Origin of the sequence: Ensifer sp. (assembly GCF_035999135.1) — a bacterium.
Taxonomy (GTDB): domain Bacteria; phylum Pseudomonadota; class Alphaproteobacteria; order Rhizobiales; family Rhizobiaceae; genus Ensifer.
The window spans coordinates 13563-40326 of record NZ_DASYGZ010000140.1; the positions used below are offsets into that span (position 1 = coordinate 13563).

General features: G+C 63.0%; 25 protein-coding genes. 4 read left to right on the forward strand and 21 right to left on the reverse strand.

From position 1 onward, the window contains the following. Positions 1-10 precede the first annotated feature (10 nt). The 3 genes from VGO12_RS16875 to cysG are packed head-to-tail and all read right to left on the reverse strand — an operon-like array spanning position 11 to position 3481. Positions 11-1681, reverse strand: coding sequence for a nitrite/sulfite reductase (locus VGO12_RS16875; RefSeq protein WP_327513899.1), 1671 nt, complete (start codon positions 1679-1681; stop codon positions 11-13). A gap of 14 nt (positions 1682-1695) precedes the next feature. Further along, a complete protein-coding gene (locus VGO12_RS16880; RefSeq protein WP_327513900.1) occupies positions 1696-2010 on the reverse strand; it encodes a DUF2849 domain-containing protein in 315 nt (104 codons plus the stop codon). Between the two features lie 10 nt (positions 2011-2020). Next, on the reverse strand, positions 2021-3481 hold the full coding sequence (cysG, locus tag VGO12_RS16885; RefSeq protein WP_327513901.1) for a siroheme synthase CysG: 1461 nt from the start codon (positions 3479-3481) through the stop codon (positions 2021-2023). 227 nt (positions 3482-3708) lie between these two features. Between cysG and VGO12_RS16890 the strand changes: the two genes are divergently transcribed. Beyond that, entirely contained in the window at positions 3709-4296 is a 588-nt protein-coding gene (locus VGO12_RS16890; RefSeq protein WP_327513902.1) for a nucleoside deaminase, read from the forward strand. Between the two features lie 5 nt (positions 4297-4301). After that, positions 4302-5135 (forward strand): nucleoside triphosphate pyrophosphohydrolase, encoded by an 834-nt coding sequence (mazG, locus tag VGO12_RS16895; protein ID WP_327513903.1) that lies wholly within the window; start codon positions 4302-4304, stop codon positions 5133-5135. Between the two features lie 68 nt (positions 5136-5203). Here mazG and hflX read toward each other — a convergent pair whose 3' ends face one another. From hflX to dusB, 9 genes are all read right to left on the reverse strand, one after another. Continuing rightward, a complete protein-coding gene (hflX, locus tag VGO12_RS16900) occupies positions 5204-6529 on the reverse strand; it encodes a GTPase HflX (protein WP_327513904.1) in 1326 nt (441 codons plus the stop codon). Positions 6530-6607: 78 nt separating this feature from the next. Beyond that, a complete protein-coding gene (gene hfq, locus VGO12_RS16905; RefSeq protein WP_003535434.1) occupies positions 6608-6850 on the reverse strand; it encodes an RNA chaperone Hfq in 243 nt (80 codons plus the stop codon). A 110-nt stretch (positions 6851-6960) separates the two neighbouring features. Continuing rightward, a complete protein-coding gene (locus VGO12_RS16910; RefSeq protein ID WP_327513905.1) occupies positions 6961-7821 on the reverse strand; it encodes a D-amino-acid transaminase in 861 nt (286 codons plus the stop codon). A gap of 9 nt (positions 7822-7830) precedes the next feature. Continuing rightward, complete coding sequence (gene trkA / locus VGO12_RS16915) at positions 7831-9207, reverse strand: Trk system potassium transporter TrkA (protein WP_327513906.1); 1377 nt, start codon at positions 9205-9207, stop codon at positions 7831-7833. Between the two features lie 47 nt (positions 9208-9254). Next, the gene (ntrX, locus tag VGO12_RS16920; protein ID WP_327513907.1) at positions 9255-10619 is read right to left on the reverse strand and encodes a two-component system response regulator NtrX; all 1365 of its coding nucleotides are present in this window, start codon (positions 10617-10619) and stop codon (positions 9255-9257) included. Beyond that, the gene (locus VGO12_RS16925; protein ID WP_327513908.1) at positions 10609-12879 is read right to left on the reverse strand and encodes a PAS domain-containing sensor histidine kinase; all 2271 of its coding nucleotides are present in this window, start codon (positions 12877-12879) and stop codon (positions 10609-10611) included. The genes ntrX and VGO12_RS16925 overlap by 11 nt, the downstream gene beginning before the upstream one ends. A 224-nt stretch (positions 12880-13103) precedes the next feature. Next, positions 13104-14558: a nitrogen regulation protein NR(I) gene (ntrC, locus tag VGO12_RS16930; protein ID WP_327513909.1), complete on the reverse strand. Its 1455-nt coding sequence runs from the start codon at positions 14556-14558 to the stop codon at positions 13104-13106. Further along, the gene (locus tag VGO12_RS16935; protein WP_327513910.1) at positions 14555-15706 is read right to left on the reverse strand and encodes a nitrogen regulation protein NR(II); all 1152 of its coding nucleotides are present in this window, start codon (positions 15704-15706) and stop codon (positions 14555-14557) included. Before VGO12_RS16935 ends, ntrC begins: the two co-directional genes overlap by 4 nt. Beyond that, positions 15703-16746, reverse strand: coding sequence for a tRNA dihydrouridine synthase DusB (dusB, locus tag VGO12_RS16940; protein WP_327513911.1), 1044 nt, complete (start codon positions 16744-16746; stop codon positions 15703-15705). The genes VGO12_RS16935 and dusB overlap by 4 nt, the downstream gene beginning before the upstream one ends. Positions 16747-16992: 246 nt before the next feature. Here dusB and VGO12_RS16945 point away from each other — a divergent pair, with 246 nt between their 5' ends. Together VGO12_RS16945 and VGO12_RS16950 are read left to right on the forward strand one after the other, a co-directional pair. Next, positions 16993-18198, forward strand: coding sequence for a bifunctional 2-C-methyl-D-erythritol 4-phosphate cytidylyltransferase/2-C-methyl-D-erythritol 2,4-cyclodiphosphate synthase (locus VGO12_RS16945; protein ID WP_327513921.1), 1206 nt, complete (start codon positions 16993-16995; stop codon positions 18196-18198). Continuing rightward, positions 18198-18695: a CinA family protein gene (locus VGO12_RS16950; protein WP_327513912.1), complete on the forward strand. Its 498-nt coding sequence runs from the start codon at positions 18198-18200 to the stop codon at positions 18693-18695. The genes VGO12_RS16945 and VGO12_RS16950 overlap by 1 nt, the downstream gene beginning before the upstream one ends. Here the strand turns inward: VGO12_RS16950 and VGO12_RS16955 are convergent. The 9 genes from VGO12_RS16955 to VGO12_RS16995 all read right to left on the reverse strand — a co-directional run bounded on the left by VGO12_RS16955 (position 18683) and on the right by VGO12_RS16995 (position 26721). Next, positions 18683-19132, reverse strand: a complete 450-nt coding sequence (locus VGO12_RS16955; RefSeq protein ID WP_327513913.1) for a type II toxin-antitoxin system RatA family toxin — start codon at positions 19130-19132, stop codon at positions 18683-18685. The genes VGO12_RS16950 and VGO12_RS16955 overlap by 13 nt on opposite strands. 9 nt (positions 19133-19141) lie before the next feature. Continuing rightward, positions 19142-19732 carry an AAA family ATPase gene (locus VGO12_RS16960; RefSeq protein WP_327513914.1) on the reverse strand — a complete coding sequence of 197 codons (591 nt, stop codon included), beginning with the start codon at positions 19730-19732 and terminating at the stop codon, positions 19142-19144. Between the two features lie 90 nt (positions 19733-19822). Next, the gene (gene lipA, locus VGO12_RS16965) at positions 19823-20794 is read right to left on the reverse strand and encodes a lipoyl synthase (protein WP_327513915.1); all 972 of its coding nucleotides are present in this window, start codon (positions 20792-20794) and stop codon (positions 19823-19825) included. A 129-nt stretch (positions 20795-20923) separates the two neighbouring features. Continuing rightward, a complete protein-coding gene (locus tag VGO12_RS16970; RefSeq protein WP_327495192.1) occupies positions 20924-21175 on the reverse strand; it encodes a GlsB/YeaQ/YmgE family stress response membrane protein in 252 nt (83 codons plus the stop codon). 74 nt (positions 21176-21249) lie between these two features. Beyond that, on the reverse strand, positions 21250-22695 hold the full coding sequence (gene lpdA / locus VGO12_RS16975) for a dihydrolipoyl dehydrogenase (protein ID WP_327513916.1): 1446 nt from the start codon (positions 22693-22695) through the stop codon (positions 21250-21252). 18 nt (positions 22696-22713) lie between these two features. Beyond that, complete coding sequence (locus VGO12_RS16980) at positions 22714-23295, reverse strand: GNAT family N-acetyltransferase (RefSeq protein WP_327513917.1); 582 nt, start codon at positions 23293-23295, stop codon at positions 22714-22716. 3 nt (positions 23296-23298) lie between these two features. After that, entirely contained in the window at positions 23299-23940 is a 642-nt protein-coding gene (locus VGO12_RS16985) for an SGNH/GDSL hydrolase family protein (RefSeq protein WP_327513918.1), read from the reverse strand. 66 nt (positions 23941-24006) lie between these two features. Beyond that, complete coding sequence (locus VGO12_RS16990) at positions 24007-25335, reverse strand: pyruvate dehydrogenase complex dihydrolipoamide acetyltransferase (RefSeq protein WP_327513919.1); 1329 nt, start codon at positions 25333-25335, stop codon at positions 24007-24009. A gap of 15 nt (positions 25336-25350) precedes the next feature. Continuing rightward, complete coding sequence (locus VGO12_RS16995) at positions 25351-26721, reverse strand: pyruvate dehydrogenase complex E1 component subunit beta (RefSeq protein WP_327513920.1); 1371 nt, start codon at positions 26719-26721, stop codon at positions 25351-25353. Positions 26722-26764: the final 43 nt, after the last annotated feature.

Here is a 26764-nt window from a genome sequence, read left to right on the forward strand (position 1 = left end):
TCCTTACGCCTCAGGCAGCTTCCTGCGCGCTGCCGTAGAGCGCATCCTTGAACGGTTGGGGGCCAACGCGGCGATAGGCTTCGAGGAAGGTCTCTTCTCTGTCGCGTCGCAGTCCCAGATAGGTGTCGACAATGGTCTCGACCGCGTCGGTCACCTTCTCCGGTTCGAAACCCCGGCCGATGATCTCGCCGATCGAGGTGTTCTCGTCGCCCGAGCCGCCGAGCGTGATCTGATAGAGTTCAGCACCCTTCTTTTCGACACCGAGCAGGCCGATATGGCCGACGTGGTGATGACCGCAGGCGTTGATGCAGCCGGAAATCTTGATCTTCAGCTCGCCGATGTCGGCCTGACGCTCGGGCGAACCGAAGCGGGTCGATATCTCCTGCGCCACCGGAATGGAGCGTGCATTGGCGAGCGCGCAATAGTCGAGCCCGGGACAGGCAATGATATCCGTGATCAGGCCGGCGTTGGCGGTCGCCAGACCGGCTGCGACCAGGCCGCGATAGATCGGCTCGAGGTCGGCCAGCGCCACATGCGGGAGAATGAGGTTCTGCTCGTGGCTGACGCGGATCTCGTCGAAGGCATACTCCTCGGCGATATCGGCAACGGCATCCATCTGCGCATCGGTAGCGTCGCCCGGAATGCCGCCGATCGGCTTCAGGGAGATCGTGACCATGCCGTAGTCCGGGTGCTTGTGCGGCTGCACGTTCTGATGAACCCAGCGCGAAAACTCCGGATCGGTCTTCTTCCAGCGCGCCAGGCTTTCCCAGCCTTCGGCGCGGTTTTCGAGCGCCGGCGGCGCGAAATAGGTGGAGATCGCCTGGATGTCCGTTTCCGGCAGCTTCAGCTCGGTGTCCTTCAGGGCCGCGAATTCGACCTCGACCTGACGCGAGAGCTCTTCGGCACCGGTCTCGTGCACGAGGATCTTGATGCGCGCCTTGTACTTGTTGTCGCGGCGGCCATGCAGGTTGTAAACGCGCATGATCGCGGTGGTGTAGGAGAGCAGATCCTCTTCCGGCAGGAAGTCGCGGATCTTCTTGGCGATCATCGGGGTACGGCCCTGGCCGCCGCCGACATAGACGGCAAAGCCGATGCGGCCGTTGTCGTCCTTTTTCAGGTGCAGGCCGATGTCGTGAACCTGGATCGCCGCACGGTCACGCTCGGCGCCGGTGACCGCAATCTTGAACTTGCGGGGCAGGAACGAGAATTCCGGATGAACGCTCGACCATTGTCTCAGGATCTCGGCATAAGGCCTTGGATCGGCGACCTCATCGGCGGCAGCACCGGCAAAATGATCGGCAGTGACGTTGCGAATGCAGTTGCCCGAGGTCTGGAGCGCATGCATCTCGACATCGGCCAGTTCCCTGAGGATATCGGGCGTGTCCGACAGGCTCGGCCAGTTGTACTGGATGTTCTGGCGGGTGGTGAAGTGGCCGTAGCCGCGGTCATACTTGCGCGCGATATGGGCGAGCATGCGCATCTGGCGGCTCGACAGCGTGCCATAGGGAATGGCGACACGCAGCATATAGGCGTGAAGCTGCAGGTAGACGCCGTTCATCAGGCGCAACGGCTTGAAGGCGTCCTCGGCAAGCTCGCCACTCAGGCGGCGCTCGACCTGGTCGCGAAACTGTTCGACGCGGGAGGAAACGAAGGCGTGGTCGAATTCATCGTAACGGTACATCGGATATCGGTTCCTCAGGCAGCGTGTTTCGGGCCGGAAAGGCCATTGTAGCCGGCGGCATACGGGATCGACGGCCCTTCGGCACGGATGCGCTCGCGCATGCGCAGCGGACGAAGCGTGCCGTTGATTTCCTCGACATCGATGACGTTTGGATCAACGACCTTGTTGTCGTCGAAGGCCTGCTTGCCGGTGGCTTCAAGCGCGGTCACGGCTTCCGCGTGGCGCGCGATGAAGGCGTCCTGAAGCGGCTCGACCCAGTTGCCCGCAGCATCCAGCCAGACGGAGATTCCGTCCGAAAGTCGATTTGCCGTCAAAACCTTGCTCACCATGACCTCTTCCTCAGTTCAAAATCTGTTCGTTGCGCGAAGCGGCAACGTCAATCGTCTTGTCGGCGCGGCGCGTCTTGCCAGCGACCAGCGGTTCGGAACGCTCGAAATTGGCGCCGGCGACGGCATCGCCGATGATGACCATGACCGGGCCGGAAAGCTCCGTGCGATGTTCCAGATCCGGCAGGTCCTTCAAGATGCCGTGCAGCAGGCGGCGATCCGCGCGGCTGGCATTTTCGATGACGGCAACGGTCGTTTCCGGCGGAAGGCCCGCCTGCATCAGACGGCCGGCGACCGACGCCGCAACGGTACGACCCATGTAAACCGCGATCGTCGCGCCCGAAACCGCAAGCCTCGCCCAGTCGGGAAGGACTTCGCCCGTCAGATCATGACCCGTTGTGAAGACCAGCGACGACGCGACACCACGAAGCGTCAGCGGAAGTTCGAAATCCGCCGCCGCAGCGAAGGCGGACGTGATGCCCGGGACGATATCGTAGCTGATGCCTGCTTCGCGCAGCGCCGCCATCTCTTCGCCGGCGCGGCCATAAACCAGAGGATCGCCGGACTTCAAGCGGACGACACGCTTGCCTTCAACGGCGAGCGTCACCAGCAGCTGGTTGATTTCCCCTTGAGATTTCGTGTGGCAGCCCTTGCGCTTGCCGACCGACAGGCGCTCGGCGTCGCGACGGCCCATGTCGACGATGGCCTGCGGCACCAGCGCATCGTAGACGATCGCATCGGCTTCCATCATCACGCGCTGGGCGCGCAGCGTCAAAAGGTCCTCGGCGCCAGGACCAGCGCCAACGAGCCAGACATGGCCCGGCGCCTTCTCTGGTGCATCGAGCAGCCGCGACGCCTCGCGCCGGGCAGCCGCGAGGTCACCACCGGCAACCTTGTCGGCGACCGACCCCTGAAAGAACTGGCGCCAGAAAAGACGACGCGCCACACCGCGCGGCACAAGGCGGTCGACCGTCTCGCGATAGCTTGCGGCAAGCGATGCGACGACGCCGAGCGACGGCGAAAGCAACTGGTCGATCTGGGCGCGGATCATCTGGGCGAGCACCGGGCCGGCCCCTTCCGTGCCGATCGCAACGGCGACAGGCGCCCGATTGACGAGCGCGGGCGTGAAGAAATCGCAATAGTCGGGCTGGTCGACCGCATTGGCGGGGATTTTCTGGGCGCGCGCCGCGCTTACGATCAGACGATCTTCGGCAGCGTTGCCGGTCGCGGCAAAGGCGAGAATGGCACCATCCAGCTGTTCGGGCGCGAAGGTCGCCCGAACATGCTCGACGCCACGCTCGTTGAGGTATCGCGCAAATTCCGCTTCAGGATCGTCAGCAAAAACAACGATCGACGCTTCGGTGTTCAAGAGCAGCCGCACCTTGGCGAAGGCTTCGTCGCCATTGCCGAAGACCGCAACGCGCTTTTGCGCGACACGAAAAAATGCAGGGAAAACGGCGAGCTGCTGCGTCATGATCTGGCGGTCGTTCCTTCTACAGGCTCGGCGAATATCCCTTATGGGGCACGACAATTGAAGAAACAGAAATTTCAATGCCTTTGCGGTCCCGTATTGTTTTGCTCGGCGGTGCACCATTTTGAGCAAATATCTCCGGGGCTGCTAAAACGCAGTGCCCGCGCGACCATTGCGCCCAAAGGGCAACCTCCGTTAAATGCCGACACCGACCTCCGGAGACAGATGACATGACCCAGACGGAACTCGCCGAACGGCTGCTGACCGTGATCGAAAAGGACATCCTGCCGCTCACGGAAAAGGGCGTCGCCGCCGGCAACAAGGTGTTCGGCGCCGCCATCCTGCGCAAGTCCGATCTGTCGCTCGTTCTCGCAGAAACCAACAATGAGACGGAAAACCCGCTGTGGCACGGTGAAGTCCACACGTTGAAGCGATTCTACGAGATGGCGGAGAAGCTTGACACCCGCGAGCTCATCTTCCTGTCGACCCATGAGCCGTGCTCCATGTGCCTGTCGGCCATCACCTGGGCCGGGTTCGACAATTTCTACTATTTCTTCAGCCACGAGGATTCCCGCGACTCGTTCGCCATCCCGCATGACCTGAGGATCCTGAAAGAGGTCTTTCGGCTTGAGCCCGGCGGTTACGCCAAGGACAACGCCTTCTGGCATTCGGCCTCCATTGCCGAACTGTCGGAGCATGGCGACGCCGAAACCAGCGCTCGGCTCGCCGCCCAGGATGCCCGTATCCGCGCACGCTACCAGAACCTTTCCGACAGATACCAGTCGGGCAAGGACGAGAACGCCATTCCGTTGAACTGATGCCCATGGAACCTTCAAAAGAAATTCATCGCCTGCTCGACATCATGGCCGCCCTCCGCCAGCCGGAGACCGGCTGCCCCTGGGACATCGTCCAGACCTTCGAGACGATCAAGCCCTATACGATCGAGGAAGCCTACGAGGTCGCCGACGCCATCGAGCGCGGCGACATGCATGACCTGTGCGACGAACTCGGCGACCTGCTTTTGCAGGTGGTCTTTCACGCGCGCATGGCGGAAGAAGCCGGCGACTTCGAGTTCGGCGACGTCGTGGAAGCCGTCACCCGCAAGATGATCCGCCGCCACCCGCACGTCTTTGCCCGCTCCGACGCCGACACACCCGAGGCGGTGAAGCTGCAATGGGATCAGATCAAGCAGGCTGAAAAGGCGGAGCGCCAGGCGCGGCGCACGCAGAGTGGATTTGCGCCGGATGGCATCGCGAGCCATCTCGGCTCGGTGCAGCGTTCGTTTCCCGCCCTCGTGGAAGCGCTGAAGCTGCAGGAACGGGCGGCCAAGGTCGGCTTCGACTGGTCGGAGCCCGAGCCGATCCTCGACAAGATCGAAGAGGAAATCGGCGAACTGCGCCAGGCGCTGCGCGAGAAGGATCGCGCCAAGGTCAGCGACGAACTGGGCGACCTGATCTTTGCCGTCGTCAACATCGGCCGCCATGTCGGGGCCGACCCGGAGATGGCGCTGCGCGGCACCAACACCAAGTTCCGCCGTCGCTTTTCCCATATCGAGCGCGAGCTTGAGGCGGGTGGCGAAACGCTCGACAGCGCAACGCTGGAGCGGATGGAAGAGCTTTGGCAGGCTGCAAAGGCAATCGAGCGGCAGCTCGGCTGAAACAACAAAAGGGCGCCTGATAGCGCCCCTTTCGAATTTTCACGAATTGCAGACGGCCCTGTTGAGGCTCACCAGTCTTCCTCGACGGGCTTCGGCCCGTTGCCGAGGCGACGCTCCAGGTCGGAGGCCTCGTTTTCCGTCAGCCTGAGATCCAGGCTCACGCGCCCGTCCTCCAGATCCTCGCGGCCATCGACGATGGCGTGCTGATAGACCCACGGCAAAAGCTGCAATTGATCGATGCCGAGCACGACGGTGCAGTCGGTCAGAACGCCCGAAAGACGGCGACCGATTTCGGCGAGCAGTTCGTCGACGCCTTCGCCAGATATCGCCGACAGCGCGACCGTATTGTCCGAGGTCGCGGCCTTGCCCTGCAGCGCCTCGCGCGATTCCGCATCGAGCCGGTCGATCTTGTTCCAGACCTCGATCAGGCGCTCGGAGGCTTCCTTCTCGTCGATACCGAGATCGGCAAGGATCCTCAGGACGTCGCTCGCCTGTGCCTGGTTGTCGGGATCGGAAAGATCGCGCACATGCAGGATCAGGTCCGCCTCCAGCACCTCTTCGAGCGTCGCCCGGAATGCGGCGACGAGATGCGTCGGCAGATCGGAAATGAAGCCGACGGTGTCGGAGAGAATGACCATGCGGCCATGCGGCAGCTTGAGCCGCCGCAGCGTCGGATCGAGTGTCGCAAACAGCATGTCCTCGGCGAGGACCCCTGCCCCGGTCATGCGATTGAACAAGGTCGACTTTCCGGCATTGGTATAGCCGACGAGCGCGACGATCGGATGCGGCACCTTCTTGCGCTTGGAGCGATGCAGCTGCCGTGTGCGGCGCACCTGCTCCAATTCGCGCTCAAGCTTGACGATGCGGTCCTGTAGCAAGCGCCGGTCCGCTTCGATCTGGGTTTCGCCCGGGCCGCCCATGAAGCCACCGCCGCCGCGCTGGCGTTCAAGGTGGGTCCAGCTTCGAACCAGGCGGCCCTTCTGGTAGTTGAGATGCGCAAGGTCGACCTGCAGCGTGCCTTCCTTGGTGGAAGCGCGGCGTCCGAAGATCTCGAGAATGAGGCCGGTCCGGTCGATGACCTTGGCGTTCCATTCCTTCTCGAGATTGCGCTGCTGCACCGGCGTCAGCGGGTGATCGACGATCACCAGTCCGGCATCGAGCTCGACGAGGATATGGCCGATTTCCTCGATCTTGCCGCTGCCGAGCAAGGTGCCCGGTTTCGGCGCCGACACCGGGACAATGGCCCCGTGCACGACCTCAAGGTCGATCGCCATCGCCAGACCCGTCGCCTCTTCGAGGCGGCTTTCGTCCGAGCGCGTCGTCGCTGCGGCAAGAATCTCAGCGGACTGTCGTCCGGTCTTCTTCAAGACCGGAACGATGACAACCGCACGCATGTCGTCGCGGAGCTTCTCGAGCTCCGGTATGATCGACGACGATTTTGAATCACGCTTGGTAATGTGCCTAACGTCCCGTCAGGATGCTGCTTCTTCGTTCTCGAACATCTGCAGCGGCTGGCCGGGCATGATGGTCGAGATTGCGTGCTTGTAAACCAGCTGCGAATGGCCATCGCGACGCAGGAGAACGCAGAAGTTGTCAAACGAGGTCACGACGCCCGTGAGCTTGACACCGTTGATAAGAAAAATTGTCAAAGAAATCTTTTGCTTGCGGACCGTGTTGAGAAAAAGATCCTGCAAGTTCTGAGAACGTTCCGCCATCGCGCCGCTTCTTTCTTATTTGCCGGCGTTTCGCGCCGGTGCATTTTTGTCGAATTTTTCAATCCGAGGCGCCACAAGTACCTTCCCCGACGCCTCGTCTAAGTTTGGTATCAAATCAATGTCTTTTCCGCAACGCCGAAAAAGGCTTCACGAATATTCTGTGCTATGCTTCCCGGATGACCGTTGCCGATCGGTCTGCGGTCGACTGAAATGACCGGAAAGCAGATGCTGGTGGCGGCCGTAATGAAGACCTCGCGCGCCGCGAGCATCTCCTCCACCGAGAAAGTCCTCTCCTCGACCGCAAGCCCAAGCCGCACGGCGACATCCATGAGTGTCGTCCGGGTGATTCCCTTCAGGATGCCATGGTCGGCCGGGCGCGTGCGCAGCGTACCGTTGCGATCGACGATCCAGACATTGGTGGCGGCCCCCTCCTTCACCGTACCATCGGCATCCACGAAAATCGCTTCCTGAGCGCCCTCCTCCTTCGCCTTCTGGCGGGCGAGCACGTTGGGCAGGAGGCCGACCGACTTGATGTCGACGCGATCCCAGCGGTTCTCGGGCACGGTGATTGCCGCAATCCCGTGTGTAGCCTTGCGAGCGATCGCCTCGGCGTCCGTACGCTTGGCCGTCACCACGACCGACGGTGTGGCGCCGACGGGAAAGACGTGGTCGCGGCGCGCCGTGCCACGGGTGACCTGCAGGTAAAACAGACCGTTGCGAACCCGGTTGCGCCTGAGCACCTCACGGATCACGTGGACGAGCGCCGCGCGGCTCATCGGCCGGTCGATGCGCAGTTCGCCAAGCGAGCGATCGAGACGATCCAGGTGCCGGGTGAGGTCGACGATGAAGCCGTGACGCACCTCGCAAACCTCGTAGACACCGTCCGCGAACTGGTATCCGCGATCCTCGATGTGGACGCCGGCCCGCGCATGCGGCAGATAGGCGCCATTGACATAGGCAATTCTCGACATCGCCCGCCCCTAGAAATACTGGATGCTGACGCGGAAGAGCTGTTCGACGTGACGAACGGCATCGGCCGCAGCAAAGAGCACGACACGATCTTTCGCCTTGATCCGGGTGCCGCCATCCGGGCGAATGAAGGTCTTGTCGCGATAGAGTGCGCCGATGCGGATGCCTTCCGGCAGCTCGAGGTCGCGCAGCGCCTTGCCGACGAGGGGCGACGTTTCCAGCGCCTCGGCCTCGATCACTTCGGCCATGCCCTTCTGCACCGCGTAGACGGAACGGATACGTCCCTTGCGGACATGCTGGAGCACGCGCGAAATCGTCACTGCGCGCGGGTTGATATAGGCGTCGACCCCGGCGGTGCCGGCAAAATCCTGGTACGACGGCTCGTTGATCAGCACAAGCGTCGACTTTGCTCCAAGCCGCTTGGCCATCATGCTGCCGAGAATGTTGATCTGGTCGTTGTTCGTCAGCGCCACCACAAGATCGGCGTCCTGGACATCGGCCTGCGTCAGGATCCGCTGGTCCATCGCCGAGCCGTTGAGCACAACCGTGTTGCTGAGCTTGTCGGCCATCATCACCGCCCGGTCGCGGTCGCTTTCGATCAGCTTCACCCGTGTACGCGGCTGGTGTTCCTCGATCGCCTTGGCGACGAAGTACCCGACATTGCCGCCACCGAAGATGATGATGCGTCGGGCTTCCTGCTCTTCATGGCCGAAGAGCGCAAGCGTCCTGCGGGCGTGATCCCGATCGCACACCACATAGGCGATATCACCTGCCTGCAGCTGATCGTCGGAATGCGGCACAAGCACCTTGCCGTTGCGGAAAATGCCGGTAACGGTCGCCAGCAGGTCGGGGAAAAGCTCGCTCAACTGCTGCAGCGGTGTTCCGACAACAGGGCAATCTTCCAGGCATTCGAACGCCACCATGGCGACGCGATCGTCGGCGAAGCGCACCACATCGATGGCGCCGGGGAAGGAAATGCGCCTGAGCACCAGCCGCCCGACCTCGACTTCGGGCGAGATGGTGACGTCGATCGGCACGTTTTCGCGCGAGAACAGGTTTGAATATTCCGGCGCGAGATAGCTCTGCGCGCGGATACGCGCAACCTTCGTTGGCACGTTGAAGATTGCATGCGCCACTTCACAGGCGACGATGTTGACCTCGTCGGAGAGCGTGACCGCGATCAGCATGTCGGCCTGGTCGGCCCCGGCTTTCGCCAGCACGTCCGGGTGCGCCCCGTGGCCGACATAGCCGCGCACATCGAGGCTTTCGGTGATGTTGGCGATCAAAGCTGCAGACGTATCGATCACCGACACGTCGTTATCTTCCTGCGCCAGCCGCTCGGCGATGCCGTATCCGACCTGGCCCGCGCCGCAAATGACTACCTTCATGTCGTTCTTTCACCTGGAAGCGCGGGCGTTTTCACCGGGAGGACCGGTCAGACGCCCAGCGACTTGAGCTTGCGATGCAAGGCCGACCGCTCCATGCCGACAAACTCCGCCGTGCGCGAAATGTTGCCGCCGAATCGGTTGATCTGCGCGATCAGATAATCACGCTCGAACATTTCGCGAGCCTCGCGCAATGGCAGCGTCATGATGTGCTGATCGCCCTGGGCGGAGATCTTTGGCAGCGTGTCGCCCACTTCCGTCGGCAGCATATCGGCCGAGATCGGCGTGTCGGGACCGTCGCTGCGGGCAAGGATCATCAGGCGCTCGATGTTGTTGCGCAGCTGGCGGATGTTTCCGGGCCAGTCGTGCGCCTGAAGGACGGCGAGCGCATCGTCGCCGATCTTGCGCGGACGGATGCCGGCCTGCTCGCTCACCTGGCGCATGAACATGTCGACGAGGAACGGGATGTCCTCCCGACGCTCGGCGAGCGCCGGCACGCGCACCGGGATAACGGCCAGCCGGTGGAACAGATCTTCGCGGAACAGGCCCTCGGAGATCATGTTTTCGAGATTGTAGGCGGTCGACGAGATGATGCGAACATCCACCTTGACGCGCTTGGTGCCCCCCACGCGCTCGAATTGCTGGTCTACGAGAACGCGCAGGATCTTGTTTTGCGTTTCGCGCGGCATTTCGCCGACTTCGTCGAGGTAGAGAATGCCGCCATGGGCCTCCTCGAGCGCGCCGGTGCGGCGTGGCTGCCCCGGCGTTCCCTCGGTTCCGAAGAGTGCAATCTCCATGCGGTCCGGCGTGATCGCCGCCGCATTCAACGCCACGAACGGACCGGTCGAACGGGTCGACTTGCGATGCATCATCCGCGCGACCAACTCCTTGCCGGAGCCGGACGGTCCCTGGATCATGATGCGGCTGTTTGTCGGCGCCACCTTCTCGATCGTCTGACGAAGCTGCGATACGGCGACGGACGTGCCGATCAGTTCCACGGGATCGCCGGACTTCTTCTTGAGTTCCGACACCTCGCGCTTGAGCTTGGAGTTTTCGAGCGCCCGCTCGGCGATCAGGATCAGACGGTCTGCCTTGAACGGCTTCTCGATGAAATCATAGGCGCCGCGCTTGATGGCGTTGACCGCGGTCTCGATGTTGCCGTGACCGGAAATCATGACGACGGGAAGGTCCGGGTGCCGTCCCTTGATCTCGTCCAGCAGCGCCAGGCCATCGAGCCTGCTCCCCTGCATCCAGATGTCGAGGAACACCAGGCGCGGCACGCGGTCGCTGATGGCGGCCAGCGCACTGTCGCTGTCGAAGGCGGTGCGGGTCTCGTGCCCTTCGTCGGAGAGGATACCCGACACGATCTCGCGGATATCTTCCTCATCGTCCACTACCAGAATATCAGCGGCCATCGCTCGTACCCTTATCCTTCAAGCTTTCTTCGCCCCCGGTCTCTCCGGCAGGCGGAAGGACCACGCGGATCATCGCTCCGACACCGCCGTCGTATTCAGCCGGTGCATCGTGCAATTCCAATTGTCCGCCGTGGTCCTCGATGATCTTCTTGACGATGGCGAGACCGAGGCCCGTGCCCTTCTCGCGCATCGTCATGTATGGCTCCAGAATGCGGTGCCGGTTTTCCGTCGGCAGGCCCTTGCCGTTGTCGATGATGTCGACAACGAAGCGCCCGGTCGCCGCGTCCGTCCGTGCCCGCGCGACGATCGTCGGCTTGCCGCGAACGGCGTCGGCCGGCACGGCCTCGATCGATTCGACGGCGTTCTTGACGATGTTGCCGAACGCCTGGCCGAGCATGCGCCCGTCAAACAGGCCGTCGAGCGGCTCTTCGCCAAGGTCGCGTACGAAATCGATGTGATTGTTGCCCATCTCGCGCAGGAACATCGCGTCCTTCAGGATCGCGCGGAGATCGGCCTTTTCTTTTGTCGGCTTCGGCATGCGCGCGAAGGCCGAGAACTCGTCGACCATGCGGCCGATGTCTTCCACCTGGCGCACGATCGTATCCGTGCACTGGTCGAACACTTGCTTGTCGTCCGGGTTGATCTGCTTGCCATAGCGGCGCTTCAGGCGCTCGGCCGAAAGCTGGATCGGCGTCAGCGGGTTCTTGATCTCGTGCGCGATGCGGCGCGCGACGTCCGCCCAGGCGGTGGAGCGCTGGGCGATGACGAGGTCGGTGATGTCATCGATGGTGATGACGTAGGACTCGTTTGCCTCGCCGCCCTCCTCGCGCGTCACCTGAACGTTCAGCGTCCGCTCGGTGCCGCCGCGCATCACGTTGATCTGCTTGCGGTAATCGTTGCGGTGGCGCCCTTCGGCCTCCACCAGCACCTCTTCGATCTCGGGCGCCATTTTTCTAAGGTCGGCGCCCACCAGGTCCGGCGCCGCCTTCTTCAAGAACTCTTCCGACGACGGGTTTGCGATGGTGATCTGCCGATCGCGGCCGACGCCGATGACGGCAGCGGTCACACCCGACAGCACCGCTTCGATGAAGCGGCTGCGGTGATCCACCTCGTCCTTGGCCTCCAGGATCTGTTCCTGCTGGCTGCGGATTTCCGATACCATCTTGTTGAAGGTGCGCGAGAGGTTGCCGACGTCACCATCGACGGCGCGCACCGGCACGACGACATCGAGATTGCCCGAGGCGACGCTGTCGGCGGCGCCGATCAACTGCCGGATCGGCCGCACGATCCGGTCGGCAACCGCAATCGCCGTCCAGATCGCAGCCAAGAGAACGATGAGCGCGAAGCCGATATAGAGCACGCCGAAGGCGATCTGCGTAAAGGTTCGCCCCGCCTCCAGCATCTTGTACTCGGCGGTGTTTTCTTCCATCAGCCGCAGCGAGCGCATAACCTCGGGATCGACGTTGCGCACCGTGTAGAGAAAGGTACCGGGAATGTCGTCGAGCGGGATGACGGCGCCGACGAGGTTCGTGATCCCGGGCGGGATCAGCGTCGGCTGACCGGAGACGGAGCTTTTCAGCGCATCCGGCGGAATGGCCGGCAATGGCCGATCGGTCGAGATGTTCGCCTGGACAATGGCGCTGCCGTCCGCGCGAACGAGAAAGGCGCCGAGCATGCCGCGCCCGCGCGCCTGCCGGGTCATCAGTTCCATGAAGCCGGTGCGGTCGAGGCTGTAGAGTTGGCGGTTGCGCTCGAGGTCATTGGCCATCGACACCGTCTGGCCCTGGAGGTAGCTGGCATTTTCCAGCACATAGGCCTGTGCGACGTTGATCGATGAGCGAACGATCGCCTGGGTCCTCAGCGAGAACCAGCGATCAAGGCCGACATCGAGCGTGATGCTGGCGAAGATTGCCACGAGAACCGCGGGCGTGATCGCGACGATCGAGAACAGCGCGACGATGCGAACATGCAGGCGCGCGGCCGCCCGCCCCTTGCTGCGCGCGCGCAGCAACCGGAGGATTTCGCGGGCGATGAGATAGATCAGGCCGACAACGAAGAGGCTGTTGATCGCCGCACAGGCGATGACGACGTTGCGCTCGAGCTTGATCGGCGTCAGCCCGAGAAGAACGAGCAGCGAGACGGTTGCGCAGACCAGTGCGCCGGTCGCCAGCATGAGGCCCGGCAGGGCGAAGGACGCGCGTCGATCCTGCGCCGCCAGTCCTTCATCTGTGCCCAGCGGCAAGGCCATTGCGTCCACCATGAAAAGCGTTCCCCCCACCGGCGCCAGCCGGCGACGGCATTACTTGCTTGCATTCTCTGGTCAAAGGCTGACCTCGCCACCCAAATAGGCCGTCGCGCTTCTGCGCCCGGATCAGATCAACCGGGTCAAATCGATTGAAGGGACGGCAACAACGCGCGATTCGGCGGCCATCACACGTTCAAGCAACGCATTGTGGCGAAAATGCAACGGTGGGCGTGACCAAGTCAAGCGCTGCGTGAGCTGCGATAGACCGAAACGCCGAGTTCGCGGATCTTCTTGCGCAGGGTGTTACGGTTGAGCCCGAGCAGATCGGCGGCCTTGATCTGGTTGCCGCGGGTGGCCGTCAGGGCTGCGAGAATGAGCGGATACTCCATTTCCGCGAGCACGCGATCGTAGAGGCCGGCCGGTGGCAAGGTATCGCCAAAGCTTGCGAAATACTGGCGCATGTTTTCCTCGACCGCCTGGGAAATCGTCAGCGAACCTGGCCGCGCCGCCGCCTTCTCGATCGGGCTGTCGGGGATCTCCGAGCGCAGCTCGTTTTCGATGATCTCGCGGGTGATCACATCCTGTGGATAAAGTGCCGTCAGGCGCCGGATGAGGTTTTCCAGTTCGCGCACGTTGCCCGGCCAGGGATGCGCCTTCATCAGTTCCAGCGCCTCGTGGTCGAAGCGCTTGACATCAAGACCTTCCTTTTCCGCCTGCTGTACGAAGTGGCGCACCAGGTCCGGAATATCCTCGGCGCGGTCGCGCAGCGGCGGCAGGCGCAGCGGCACGACGTTCAGGCGGTAATAGAGGTCTTCGCGGAACAGCCCCTGATTGATCGACTGCTTGAGATCCTTGTTGGTGGCGGCAACGATGCGCACGTCGGAGCGGATCGGCGTGCGCCCACCGACCGTGGTGTACTCGCCTTGCTGCAGCACGCGCAGCAGGCGCGTCTGCGCATCCATCGGCATGTCGCCGATTTCATCGAGGAACAGCGTGCCGCCCTCGGCCTGCTCGAAGCGGCCGGTGGAGCGCATCTGCGCGCCGGTGAAGGCGCCTTTCTCGTGGCCGAACAGTTCCGATTCGATCAGATCGCGCGGGATCGCCGCCATGTTGATCGCGACGAACGGGCCATTGCGGCGCTTGCCGTAGTCGTGCAGCGCGCGGGCAACAAGCTCCTTGCCGGTCCCGGACTCGCCGGTGATCATCAAGGTCAGGTCCGTCTGCATCAGCCGCGCCAGCACCCGGTAGATCTCCTGCATCGCCGCCGAGCGCCCGACGAGCGGCATGCCGTCCTGGGTGTCGTCGTCGAGCCTTGCCGGGCGGCGCTTGGGTTCCGCCAGCGCCCGGCCAATGATGCCGATCAGCTCGGTCAGGTCGAAGGGTTTCGGAAGGTAGTCGTAGGCCCCTTTTTCCGAGGCCTTGATCGCCGTCATGAAGGTGTTCTGGGCGCTCATGACCAGCACGGGCAGATCGGGTCTCGCCTTCTTGATGCGCGGCAGGAGATCGAAGGCGTTCTCGTCGGGCATGACCACGTCGGTCACAACCAGATCGCCATCGCCCGCTGCGATCCAGCGCCACAGCGTCGCGGCATTGGAGGTGATGCGCACATCGTAGCCGGCACGGCTCAGTGCCTGGTTGAGGACGGTACGAATGGCGGCATCGTCATCCGCGACGAGGATCGTGGCACCCGTCATGCAAGGTTTCCTTTTGTCATGGGCATGTCGTCTTCATCCGCCGCCATGCCCTTGGAGGCCGGCATCAGGACGCGGAACGTGGTACGGTTCTGCTGGCTGTCACATTCGACGATGCCGCCATGGCCGCCGATGATCTTGGCGACCAGGGCGAGCCCTAGGCCGGAACCGTTGGTCTTGGTGGTGATGAAGGGATCAAAGAGCAGCGGCAACAGGTCCTGCGGCACGCCCGGGCCATTGTCATGCACGCAGAACTCCAGCGGCAGCGAGATCTTCTCGCGCGTGCCGGCGACCGACAGGCGGATGCCCGGCCGGTACGCTGTCGTCAGCACGATCTCGCCGTCTACGCGCTCGCCAATCGCCTCGGCGGCGTTCTTGATCAGGTTCAGAAACACCTGGACCAGCTGATCGCGATTGGCGTGAACCGGCGGCAGGGAAGGGTCATAGTTCTCGGAGAACTTGATGTGCCGGGCAAAACCCGCCTTGGCGATCGCCTTGACGTGGTCAAGGACCGAATGGATGTTGAGCGGCACGCGGTCCACCGGGCGCTCGTCGGAAAACACCTCCATGCGGTCAACCAGCGAAACGATGCGGTCGGTCTCGTCGCAGATCAGCCGCGTCAGCGCCCGGTCTTCGTCGCTGGCCGACGTTTCCAGCAATTGCGCGGCACCGCGGATACCCGAGAGCGGGTTCTTGATCTCATGTGCGAGCATCGAGGCGAGCCCTGTCACCGAACGGGCAGCGCCGCGGTGGGTCAATTGCCGGTCGATCTTGTCGGCCATCGAGCGTTCCTGGAAGACGACGACGACCGCACCCGGCTCGGACAAGACAGGCGCAACGTAGAGATCGACCAGCTTGTCGGCACCGAGACGCGGCGAACTCAGATCGACACGATACTCGTTGACCGGCGCCCTGCGCTCGCGGACCTGCTCGATCAAGGTCAGGAGCGGGCTGCCGAACGGAATGAAGGCGCTGATATTGTGACGCGCCAGGTGGCTGGCACTGGCGCCGAAAAACGACTCGGCCTCCCAATTGGCGAAGGCCACAAGGCCATTGGCATCGACGAGAATCACCGGGTTTTGAATGGCGTTCAGAACCGCCATCGACAGACCATTGGCGGGCGCATTCGCAGGGATCGACTTCTCCGTCATGCGGCAAGCCCTTCTGCAGCCACCGCACCTTGCGTCTTTGCCGGCACTGCCTCGCGTATTGCAGCGTCTGCTTTCGCGCTGACAAAACGGGGATCGGCCGATGTCAGGATGGCCGCCTTGTCGGTCCCGGCCACGCCGGGTGCGAAGCGGTCCAGATACCAGGCCACATGCTTGCGCGCATGGCGCAGGCCGACCTCGACACCATAGAATTCGAGCATCATTTCATAATGTTCCGAGAAGATATCGGCGACTTCCGCCTGCTTGGGGTGTGCGACGGAACCGGCGAGAAGACCGATATGCCACGGACGGCCCTGCGACGAGCGCCCTGCCATCACGGCATCGGCGCCGGATCGGCGAAGGATTTCCTCGGCATCGGCGACCGTTTCGACATCGCCGTTGGCGACCAGCGGCACGGTGATGACCTCGCGAACCCGCCGGATCGCATCCCAGTCCGCCTTGCCGTTGTAGAACTGCATGCGCGTGCGGCCATGCACGGTGATCGCCTTGACGCCAGCCGCTTCGGCGCGGCTGGCGATCAGCGGCGCATTGAGCGAATTTTCGTCCCAGCCGAGCCGCATCTTCAGCGTGACCGGCACATCGACGGCATTGACGGTCGCTTCGACCAGCGACAGCGCGTGATCGGGATCGCGCATCAGCGCCGACCCGGAATAGCCACCCGTGACCTTCTTGGCGGGGCAGCCCATGTTGATGTCGATGATGTCGGCGCCATTGTCTGCCGCAATCTTTGCGGCTTCCACCATCCAATGGGCCTCGCGGCCAGCCAGCTGGACGATATGCGGCTTGATGCCGGAGTTCTTCAGCCGCGCCCAGGATTCCTGGGCGTTGCCGACCAGTTCGCGGCTCGCCACCATTTCGGTCACGACGAAGCCCGCGCCAAAGCGCCAGGCAAGCCGCCGGAACGGCAGATCGGTAACCCCAGACATCGGCGCGAGCGCCACCCGGTTACGGATGTCGACATGTCCGATGCGAAACGGAGACGAGAGAGCCGGAATTGGCAAATGCATATCTTTCAGGCACATGTTGTTCCTGCACTATTTTTAGACATTGTTCTCAACCTTGCCAAGCCGATTTCGGCGCTTCGCGCAATTTTCCTGACTTACAGCGCCGCACGTCGCTCGTTGCGCGCCAAGGTCGCTGCAGGTCTAGGGCCTGCGGCGTGTCCCCACGACCGATTTCGATCCACGGAATTATGCCGCGCTGGCAAAGCACGACCCTTCGCGGTACACCACGGCGAAGATCGGCGAATGCGGGACCTCATACAGAAGATGCAGCCTCAAGAACAGCTCAAGTGCGGCGTGGTGATCGTTGCGGCGGGACGCGGCGAACGCGCCGGCCAATCGGCAGAGGGCCCGAAGCAATATCGAACCATCGGCGACCGCCCCGTTATCGCCCATACGCTTGACACTTTCGCGACATGGCCGGGCACTGGCCCGATCGTCGTCGTCATCCATCCGGATGACGAAGATCTGTTTGATGCCGCGCGCAGGCGTTCCATGGTCGGAGAGGTCATCGTGGTCCATGGTGGGGCAACACGGCAGATGTCGGTTCTTGCCGGCCTGGAAGCCCTTGCGATAACCGGTTCCCGTAACGTGATGATCCAGGATGCGGTCCGCCCCTTCGCTGACCACGCACTGCTTGGACGCTGCGCTGGAGCCCTTGCCGACGGCGCCAAGGCCGCGCTGCCGGCCGTCGCCGTTTCTGACACGCTGAAGCGCGCTGGCAAGGACGGCATCGTGGTCGAAACAGTGCCGCGCGAGGGACTTTACGGCGCCCAGACACCGCAGACCTTCGAACTGCAGGCCATCCTCTCGGCCCACAGGGACGCCGCAAAGAGCGGCCGTACGGATTTCACCGACGACGCCTCGATCGCCGAATGGGCCGGCCACAAGGTGGTTCTGGTCGAAGGCACGGTCGACAACGTCAAACTGACACTGAGAAGGGACATCGCCATGGCCGACGAGAAACTCAAGCGGGGCACGCTGCCAGACGTGCGCACCGGCAACGGCTACGACGTGCACCAGCTGGTCGAGGGCGACGGGGTCACGCTCTGCGGCGTCTTCATCCCGCACACCAAGAAGCTCTCCGGCCATTCAGACGCCGACGTGGCGCTGCATGCGCTCACCGACGCGCTGCTCGCGACTTGCGGCGCCGGCGATATCGGCGATCATTTTCCGCCGTCGGATCCGCAATGGAAGGGCGCGCCATCGCGCATCTTCCTGGAGCATGCCGCCAGGATCGTGCGCGAGCGCGGCGGCATCATCACCAACGCCGACATCTCGCTGATCGCCGAGGCGCCGAAAGTCGGCCCGCATCGCCTGACGATGCGCGAGAACCTTGCGGACATGCTGGGCATCTCGCTCGACCGCTGCTCGGTCAAGGCGACCACCAACGAACGCCTCGGTTTCGTCGGTCGCGACGAAGGCATCGCCGCGATCGCGACGGCGACCGTCGTCTACGGGAACCTCGCCTGATGTGGCCCGCCGATATCGAAGTCCAGGCCGGACAGATCATCGCCGCATTCGCCGTCAAGGGGTTCAAGGTCGCGACGGCCGAATCCTGCACCGGCGGCCTGATCGCCGCTGCGCTGACCGAGATCTCAGGCTCGTCCGCCGTCGTCGATCGCGGTTTCGTCACCTATTCCAATGAAGCGAAAGTCGCGATGCTCGGCTTCGAGACGGCAACGCTAACCACCCATGGCGCCGTCTCGCGTCAGACGGCGATCGGGATGGCGCAAGGCGCCGTACGGCATTCGGGCGCCGATTTCGCGGTGGCCGTGACGGGCATTGCCGGGCCGAGTGGCGGGTCGGTCGAGAAACCTGTCGGGCTGGTGCATCTCGCCGCAGCCGGCCGAAACGGCGCGCTGCTGCACCGGGAAATGCGTTACGGCGATATCGGCCGCAGCAACGTCAGGCTTGCGACGGTGCGCACAGCACTCGACATGCTGATGCAGATCGCTCAGGCCGAATAGATGGTATCGGCGCGCTTTTCGAAGGCGTCGGAAAACATGCGAAACGCGCGATCGAACATCGAGCCCATCAGCGCGCCGAGAATGCGGCTCTTGAACTCGTAGTCGATGTCGAAATGCACGTTCGATTGCCCCTCGCCCGATGGCTCGAAACGCCAGCGGTTGTCGAGATACTTGAACGGCCCGTCGATATATTTGACGTCGATCGTCCGCTCTGCCTTGTTCAACAGCACCTGGGTCGTGAAGGTCTCACGGATCGCCTTGTAGCCGACGGTCATGTCGGCGAGCAGCAGCACCTTGCCGTCCCGCTCCTTGCGCGAGCGCACCGTCAGCGCCTCGCAGAGCGGCAGGAACTGCGGATACTGTTCGACGTCGGCGACGAGATCGAACATCTGGTCTGCGGTGTGCTTGACGACGTGGTTGGTTTCGAAATGCGGCATGGCTTGGAGTTAAGCTGGCAGGCAAAGAAGATCAAGAAGCCGCGACATTTGGCGCCGCGATTTCAACTGTAGGACCGGCACATCAGGGCCATGCTCCGCAAGACCCGCGACGATACGCGGCGAGAACTTCTCCTCGAAGGTCCAGATGAATTCGAGAAACTCGCGATCGATCTTCTCGATGCAGCCCGGCGCCATTTCTGGACGGGTGCGCCCGAAGTGCTTCAGCCAGCGGGTAACAACGCCCCACACGCACAGAAGTCGTGGCATGCGCACCCAGATGACGATGTCGCTTCTCGGCACGCGGATATCGAATGTGGATGGACCGGTGCCGTCCATGATCCAGCGTTCGCCGGCAACCCTCTCGATAATGCGCTGGCGCTGCTCGGCACCGCCACGCTGCACCCAACCCGGCAGCCAAAGGATATCGCGATCGATCGAGATATAGGTCAACTGGAATTGCTGGGCCAGTTTCTGCGAAAGCGTCGACTTGCCCCCGCCGGAGCAACCGACAACAAGGATGCGTCTGGCCCTGCGAATATGATCAATGGCGGCGGCATCGTCGACATAGTTGACACTTGCCGGTTTTGACGGCTGCTCCATCAGAACCCCCGGAAGGTTTCGGGAAGAACAATCTCAAACGCGAAACTCCGGCGTGAAGCCGGAGTTTCCAATGCATCGAAAGACCGGGCCTTAGCTTGCCACAGCAGCCAGCTTCTTTTCGCGGGCGGCACGCAGGCGGGCGAAGTCGTCGCCGGCGTGGTGCGACGAGCGCGTCAGCGGGCTAGACGAAACCATCAGGAAGCCCTTGGTGTAGGCGACGGTCTCATAGGACTTGAACTCCTCCGGCGTCACATACGCCTCGACCTTGTGGTGCTTGCGGGTCGGCTGCAGATACTGACCGATCGTCAGGAAGTCGACATCGGCCGTGCGCAGGTCGTCCATCAGCTGCAGCACTTCGTTGCGCTCCTCACCGAGGCCGACCATGATGCCGGACTTGGTGAACATGGTCGGATCCAGTTCCTTCACCCGTTGCAGCAGGCGGACGGAGTGGAAGTAACGCGCACCCGGGCGTACGGTCAGATAGTTGCCCGGCACCGTTTCCATGTTGTGGTTGAAAACGTCGGGCTTGGCGGCAACGACGCGTTCAAGCGCGCCCGGCTTCTTCAGGAAGTCCGGCGTCAGGATTTCGATGGTGGTCGTCGGCGACGCCTCGCGGATCGCCCAAATGACCTTTTCGAAGTGCTCGGCGCCACCGTCAGCCAGATCGTCCCGGTCGACCGAGGTGATGACAACGTGGGACAGGCCCATCTGCTTGACGGCCTTGGCGATATTGGCGGGCTCTTCCATGTCGAGCGCATTCGGCTTGCCGGTCGCGACGTTGCAGAAGGCGCAGGCGCGGGTACAGATCTCGCCCATGATCATGAAGGTGGCGTGCTTCTTGTCCCAGCATTCGCCGATGTTCGGGCAGCCGGCCTCTTCACAAACCGTGACGAGCTTGTGCGACCGCACCAGATCGCGCGTCTCCTGGTAGCCCTTGGACATCGGCGCCTTCACGCGGATCCACTCGGGCTTGCGCATCACTTCCGTATCGGGCTTGTGCGCCTTTTCCGGGTGGCGGACGCGTTGCGCCCGGTCAGAGACGGCATCGAACACCGTTACCATACTGTCTTCCTCGTCGCGGCGGGCCGGCATCAGGCCGGTTGACCATTTTCGCTCTATATAGACGGCCCGACCGGAAATGTCAGGCCGTCTTGATATCACGCCCGACGGAAGCGCAGATGGCCCGGCAGGCTATCGTTTGACGGCGCGGCCGACGGCGATCAGCAGGCAGGCGCCGATGAAGCCGATGACCAGATAGGCGACCCAGCCGGCAAAGACCATGCCGAAGGCCGCCAGGATGAAATTCAGCACCACCGCGCCGATGATGCCGAGCAGTATGTTCATGAACAGACCCATGTCGCTGTTCATGAACCTTTCCGCGAGCCACCCGGCCAAACCGCCGATAATGATCGCAGCCAGAATACCGACGCCGTTCACGCTCATCTTGATCTCCATGCATTGAAAACGAGGCCGTTATCAATGCCGAAGGGGCGTGAAAAGTTCCGGCGCTGCACGCCTTACGCGTTGAGCGCGCGGCCGTAGGCGTCGAGCACGCTTTCCTTCATCGTCTCCGAGATCGTCGGATGCGGGAAGATGGTGTGCATCAGGTCCTCTTCCGTCGTCTCGAGGTTCATCGCGACAACGAAACCCTGGATCAGTTCCGTGACCTCGGCGCCGACCATGTGGGCGCCCAGGAGTTCGCCGGTCTTCTTGTCGAAGATCGTCTTGACCATGCCCTGGTCTTCGCCGAGCGCGATCGCCTTGCCGTTGGCAACGAAGGGGAAGCGGCCGACGCGGATGTCGCGGCCGAGTTCCTTGGCCTTGGCTTCCGTGAGACCGACCGAGGCGACCTGCGGATGGCAATAGGTGCAGCCCGGGATCTTCAGCTTGTCCATCGGGTGGACATTCGGCAGGCCGGCGATCTTTTCGACGCAGATGACGGCTTCGTGCTCCGCCTTATGGGCGAGCATCGGCGGGCCGGCAACGTCGCCGATGGCATAGACGCCCGGAACGTTGGTCTTGCCGTAGCCGTCGATGACGATGCAGCCGCGGTCGGTCTTGATCCCCAGCGCTTCGAGACCGAGGTTCTCGATGTTGCCCTGGACGCCGACGGCCGAGATCATGCGGTCGGCGGTGATCTTCTCGACCTTGCCGTCCTTCATCTCGACATGGGCGGTGACCGAATTGGCGGCCTTTTCGACCTTCGTCACCTTGGCCTGAAGATGGATCTTCATGCCCTGCTTTTCGAACTGCTTCTTGGCGATGTTCGAGATCTCGGCGTCTTCCACCGGCATGACGTTCGGCATGACTTCGACAACCGTCACCTCGACGCCCATGGTGCGGTAGAACGAGGCGAATTCGATGCCGATCGCGCCCGAGCCCATGACCAGCAGCGACTTCGGCATTTCCTCAGGCTTCATCGCCTCGAAATAGGTCCAGATCAGCTTGCCATCGGGCTCGATGCCCGGAAGCGCGCGCGGACGGGCGCCGGTGGCGATGATGATGTGCTTGGCGGTGTAGGTGCCCTCGCCCTTGGTGTTCTTCGGCAACGGCGCCTGCGGCTGGACGACCGGCTTCGTCGACTTGCCGACGACGATTTCGCCCGGCTTCGTGAGCTTCGCTTCGCCCCAGATGACGTCGACCTTGTTCTTCTTCATCAGGAAGCCGACGCCGCCGTTCATGCGCTCGGCAATGCCGCGCGAGCGGGCGACGATCGCCTTCAGGTCCGGCGTCACCGTGCCTTCGATCTTGATGCCGTAGGCGCCCGGATGCTGGGCATAGTGCAGGACTTCGGCGGAGCGCAACAGCGCCTTGGTCGGGATGCAGCCCCAGTTGGAGCAGATGCCGGCGAGGTGCTCGCGCTCGACAACCGCGGTCTTGAGACCCAGCTGTGCCGCACGAATGGCGGCGATATAGCCCCCCGGACCCGAACCGATGACGATGACGTCGTAATTCTCAGCCATGTGTTTCCTGCCTTTGTCTCAAGCGACCTTGCGGGTGAAAAGCACCCAGTCGTGTTTCTTGCTTTCTTCAAAGAGCGGAACCGCTTCAACGCGCGCTGCCTCGTCGAAACCGTTTGCCCTGTATAGCGCCTGCGCCTTCATGTTGTGGCTTTCGGTGATCAGGCTCACCGGCGCCGGTCCGGCGCGCTTGAATTCCCTTGCCAGAAGCGATCCGCCAACGCCGCGTCCACGCTGATGGCGATAGACACCGAGGCTTTCGATGAACCAATGACCGGCGATCTGCCGTTGCAGCGCCAGCAGAGGTTCGAGAACCGGATGCCCGGCGACGACTTCAGACACGTCCGCACCGATTGCATAGGCGACGGACAGGCCCGCGACCTCGTCATCGACCTCTGCAACCAGGGCATCGCGCCAGTTTCCCGGCCCCTGGTCTTCACGCAGCTTGTTGCGGCCGCGCTCAAACGCCGTATCGGTCACGCCGTGCTGGACTGAGCCGTACCAGAGCCAGGACGCAAAACCATGTGCGGCGATATCGACGAGGATGGCGAGTTCGGCCGCCTCGCGTCGTTCTGCCGGACGAATGGTAACGCCGCCGGCCATATCCTAGACCCCGAGCATCATCCGCACGACCGGCTCCAGTCCCCGGCCGATCGCACGTGTGTTTTCGGCATCGAGATGCACGCCATCGAGCGGCGTGGTCACAGCCACGGAGCCGGCATCGAAGAAACCGCAATCGAGTTCGTCGGCGAGATCGCGATAAAGCGGCGCGAGCATGGCAGACTGCTCGATCCCGCCGGCAAACATCGCGCCGAAACCGGCGTCGGCCGTTTCGCACAGCGGCGGCGGCGAGACGATCAGGATCTCGGGGCCATCCTCGTCGGCGACCGGCCAGTCGTGGCGGCGCACCAGATTGACCAGGCGCTCGATGCCCTTCACAGCACCGAAAGCGGTCCCGTGGATCACCGGCTTCATGTCGTTGGTGCCGAGCAGGAATATGATGAGGTCGAGCGGCGCATGGCTGTGAAGTACGGTCGGCAGCACCTTCGCGCCGTTGCGATCGCAATCGGCGAGGTGGTCGTCATAGGCGGTGGTGCGGCCGTTCAGTCCCTCGGCAATGACCTGGACATCCGGGCCCAGCGCCTTCTGCAGCACGCTCGACCAGCGATCGGCAAGCGCATGCCTTCCACCATCAGTGGCATCGTAGCCCCAGGTCAAACTGTCGCCATAGCAGAGAACTGTTTTCATCGTCCGGGCCCGCCTTCGACTGCGCGACAAGCAATGGACCGGCCCGAAGGCCGGTCCTTTTCCAACTCAGACCAGCATGCCCATCGGGTTTTCGATGTAGCGCTTGAAGGCACCGAGCAGTTCGGCGCCAAGCGCGCCATCGACGCAGCGATGGTCGGTCGAGAGCGTGACGGTCATGACATTGGCGATGACCATCTGCTTGTTCTTGACGACGACGCGCTCCTCGCCGGCGCCGACCGCGAGGATCGTGGCGTGCGGCGGGTTGACGACGGCGGCGAAGTTCTTGACGCCCATCATGCCCATGTTGGACACAGCCGTGGTGCCGCCCTGGTATTCCTCAGGCTTCAGCTTGCGGTCCTTGGCGCGCTTGCCGAGGTCCTTCATCTCGTTGGAGATGGCAGACAGGCTCTTCAGCTCGGCCTGGCGGACGATCGGAGTGATCAGGCCGCCCGGGATCGACACGGCAACACCGACGTCGGCGTGCTTGTGCTTGACCATGTTGCTGTCGGTCCAGGACACGTTGGCATCCGGAACGTCGCGCAGCGCCAGAGCCAGAGCCTTGATCACCATGTCGTTGACCGAGAGCTTGTAGACCGGCTTGCCGTCCCTTTCAGGCGAAGCAGCATTGAGCTGGGCGCGCAGCGCCAGCAGCGCGTCGAGTTCGCAGTCGACCGACACGTAGAAGTGCGGGATCGTCTGCTTGGATTCGACGAGACGCTTGGCGATCGTCTTGCGCATGCCGTCATGCGGCACGAGCTCGTAGGAACCCGGCTCGAACAGCTTGAGAACGGCGTCTTCCGACATGCCCTTGGCAAGCGGGGCGGCCGCAGGTGCGGCGGCTGCTGCGGGCTTCGCCCCACCACCGGCAACGGCGGTTTCGACGTCCTTCTTGACGACACGGCCATGCGGGCCGGTACCGGCAATGGCCGACAGGTCGATGCCGGCGTCCTTGGCAAGACGGCGGGCGAGCGGCGAAGAAAAGACGCGTGCGCCACCCTCGGCCTTGGCAGGCTGTGCGGCGGGAGCTGCAGCAGCTGGTGCAGGAGCTGCAGCCGGGGCGCTTGGCGCCGCCGGTGCAGGCGTTTCCGCCTTGGCCGCCGGAGCGGGGGCAGCCGCACCGTTACCGCCCTTGGCGGCGGCGGCGACATCTTCGCCATCGGCAGCCAGAACCGCGATCAGCGCGTTGACCTTGACGCCTTCGGTGCCGGCGGGGACGACGAGCTTGGCAACGATGCCTTCGTCGACCGCTTCGACTTCCATCGTCGCCTTGTCGGTCTCGATCTCGGCGATCACATCGCCGGACTTGACCTTATCGCCTTCCTTGACCAGCCACTTGGCCAGGTTGCCTTCTTCCATCGTCGGGGAGAGGGCCGGCATTGTGATGTTGATAGGCATCGAAGAACCCTCCCCTTACTTGTAGCAAACGGCTTTCACCGCATCGACGACTTCGGCGACGTTCGGAAGCGCCAGCTTCTCGAGGTTCGCGGCGTAAGGCATCGGCACGTCCTTGCCGGCGATCGTCAGGATCGGGGCATCGAGGTAGTCGAATGCCTGCTGCATGACGCGGGTGGCGATTTCGGTACCGACCGACGACTGCGGGAAGCCCTCTTCGACGGTGACGAGGCGGCCGGTCTTCTTGACCGATTCAATGACCGTCGGCAGATCCATCGGGCGGATGGTGCGAAGGTCGATCAGCTCGACGTCGATTCCCTGGGCTTCGAGCTCGGCGACCGCCTTGACCGCATAGGTCATGCCGATGCCGAAGGAGACGACCGTTGCGTCCTTGCCCTGCTTGTGGATGCGGGCCTTGCCGATCGGCAGAACGAAATCGTCAAGCTTCGGCACTTCGAAGGACTGACCGTAGAGGATTTCGTTTTCGAGGAAGATGACCGGGTTCGGATCGCGGATCGCGGCCTTGAGCAGGCCCTTGGCGTCAGCAGCCGTGTAGGGCATGACGACCTTGAGGCCCGGGATATGGCTGTACCAGGCGGCATAGCACTGCGAGTGCTGGGCGGCCACGCGGGCGGCAGCACCGCTCGGGCCACGGAACACGATCGGGGCGCCCATCTGGCCACCGGACATATAGAGCGTCTTGGCGGCCGAGTTGATGATCTGGTCGATCGCCTGCATGGCGAAGTTGAAGGTCATGAACTCGACGATCGGGCGAAGGCCGGTCATGGCAGCGCCGACGCCGACGCCGGCAAAGCCGTGCTCGGTGATCGGGGTGTCGATGACGCGACGGGCGCCGAATTCCTGCAGCAGGCCTTGGGTGATCTTGTAGGCGCCCTGGTATTCGGCAACCTCCTCGCCCATGACGAAGACGTCGTCGCTCAAGCGCATTTCTTCAGCCATGGCGTCGCGCAGTGCTTCGCGAACGGTCATGGTGACCATTTCGGTGCCGGCCGGAATCGCCGGATCGGCCGCGACTTCCACCTTCGGCTGGGCTGCGACCGGTGCCGGCGCGGATGCGACCGGCGCCTCGGCGGCGGCTGCCTTCGGTGCTTCGGCCTTCGGAGCAGCGATATCGCCGGCGCCTTCGCCGTCCTGCAGCAGCACGGCGATCGGGGTGTTGACCTTGACGCCTTCGGTGCCGGCGGCGATCAGCAGCTTGCCAATCGTGCCTTCATCGACGGCTTCGACTTCCATCGTCGCCTTGTCGGTCTCGATTTCGGCAATGACGTCGCCGGAGGTGACCTTGTCGCCTTCGTTCTTCAGCCATTTCGAGAGCGTGCCTTCCTCCATCGTCGGGGAAAGGGCGGGCATAAGAATTTCTACTGGCATGTTTGTCCCTCCCCGGATCAAAGCAGGATGTCGGTGTAGAGCT